At 39.9% G+C, this 1,448-nt stretch carries 1 pseudogene; it reads left to right on the forward strand.

The window, feature by feature from the left end:
* The first annotated feature begins 56 nt into the window (after window positions 1-56).
* A pseudogene (locus JCM9140_RS23440) lies at window positions 57-1,413 on the forward strand (IS3 family transposase).
* The last annotated feature ends 35 nt before the right edge of the window (window positions 1,414-1,448 follow it).

A 1,448-nucleotide genomic window follows, 5' to 3' on the forward strand; every position in this document is an offset into this window, starting at 1 on the left:
TGTACTGCACCCCTATTGTTGGACACTCCAAACAACAATAGGAGGTGCCCACATAAATGGCTAAGTTCACCAAGGAATATAACTTCAAGTTGCTAATCGTTATCTAAACGAGATAATCAGTTACCGAGACCTAGCGAGTCAAGTAGGTGTAGATCACTCCATTCTCCGCTATTGGGTAATGTTAGTTCGTTACCACGGGGATCAAGCTTTTACCTTTCCCTATACAAACTATTCATCAGCCTTTAAACTGAGAGTAATTCAATCTATCACGGAAAAGAATTACTCCATTCGAGAGGCATCAGCCATTTTTCATATCCCAGACCCATGTCTGCTTCGCAGGTGGAAGAAACAGTGGGAGGCAGGTGGAGAAGGTGCCCTTGAACCAAAAGAAAAGGGGCTTTCTACAATGACATCTAATCAGAAGATAAATAAGGTCAAAGGCAACTCATCGAACCCATCGGTAGAAGAGATGAAAAAAGAACTGGAACACCTTCGTATGGAGAATGCGTATTTAAAAAAGCTGAAAGCCTTAGTTCAGGAAAAACAATCACCAACGAAATCAAAGCGCAAGTAATATATGAACTAAGGAACGAATTCCCGGTGATTCGAATGATCAAAATAGCTAAGATGCCCAAAAGCACTTACTACAGCATCATCAAAAAATGGAACCAGCCAGACCCTGACCGCAAATGGAAACGAAGAATTGCATTCATTTACCATAAACACATGGGTCGATATGGTTATCGTCGCATTACAGATGTCCTTCAGGAAAAAGGACATGAGATCAACAAAAAGAAAGTACTTCGCATTATGAGAGACCTAGGAATTCAATGCATTGTGCGAATGAAGAAGTACAAATCGTATAAAGGAGAAATTGGAAACGTAGCTCCAAACATCCTAAACCGTGACTTTAGTGCCCAGAAACCTAACCAAAAGTGGGTAACGGACATTACGGAATTTAAATTGTTTGGACAGAAGCTCTATCTGTCCCCAATTTTAGATTTGTTTAACGGCGAAATCATAACCTATACGCTCGAATCAAGGCCAACGTATGATTTGGTCGATAAGATGTTAGCCCAAGGATTAAAATACGTAAAGGAAGGCGATGATCTGTTACTTCATTCCGATCAGGGTTGGCACTATCGAATGACCCAATACCGAAGGACATTGAAAGAACATAACATCACACAAAGTATGTCTCGAAAGGGAAACTGTCATGACAATTCTGTCATGGAGAACTTTTTTGGAATCCTAAAATCCGAGTTCCTTTATTTAGAAGAGTTTCATAGTATTGAGCACTTTAAAGCCAAATTAGAACAATACGTTTATTACTACAACCACTTGAGAATTAAATCAAGATTGAAGCGAAAAAGTCCAGTAGCTTACCGGATCAGTACCGAATTAGCTGCGTAAATAAAAGTGTCCAACTTTATGGGTCCAGTGCACAG

It is taken from the genome of Halalkalibacter wakoensis JCM 9140 (genome assembly GCF_000513095.1).
GTDB classification, from domain to species: domain Bacteria; phylum Bacillota; class Bacilli; order Bacillales; family Bacillaceae_D; genus Halalkalibacter; species Halalkalibacter wakoensis.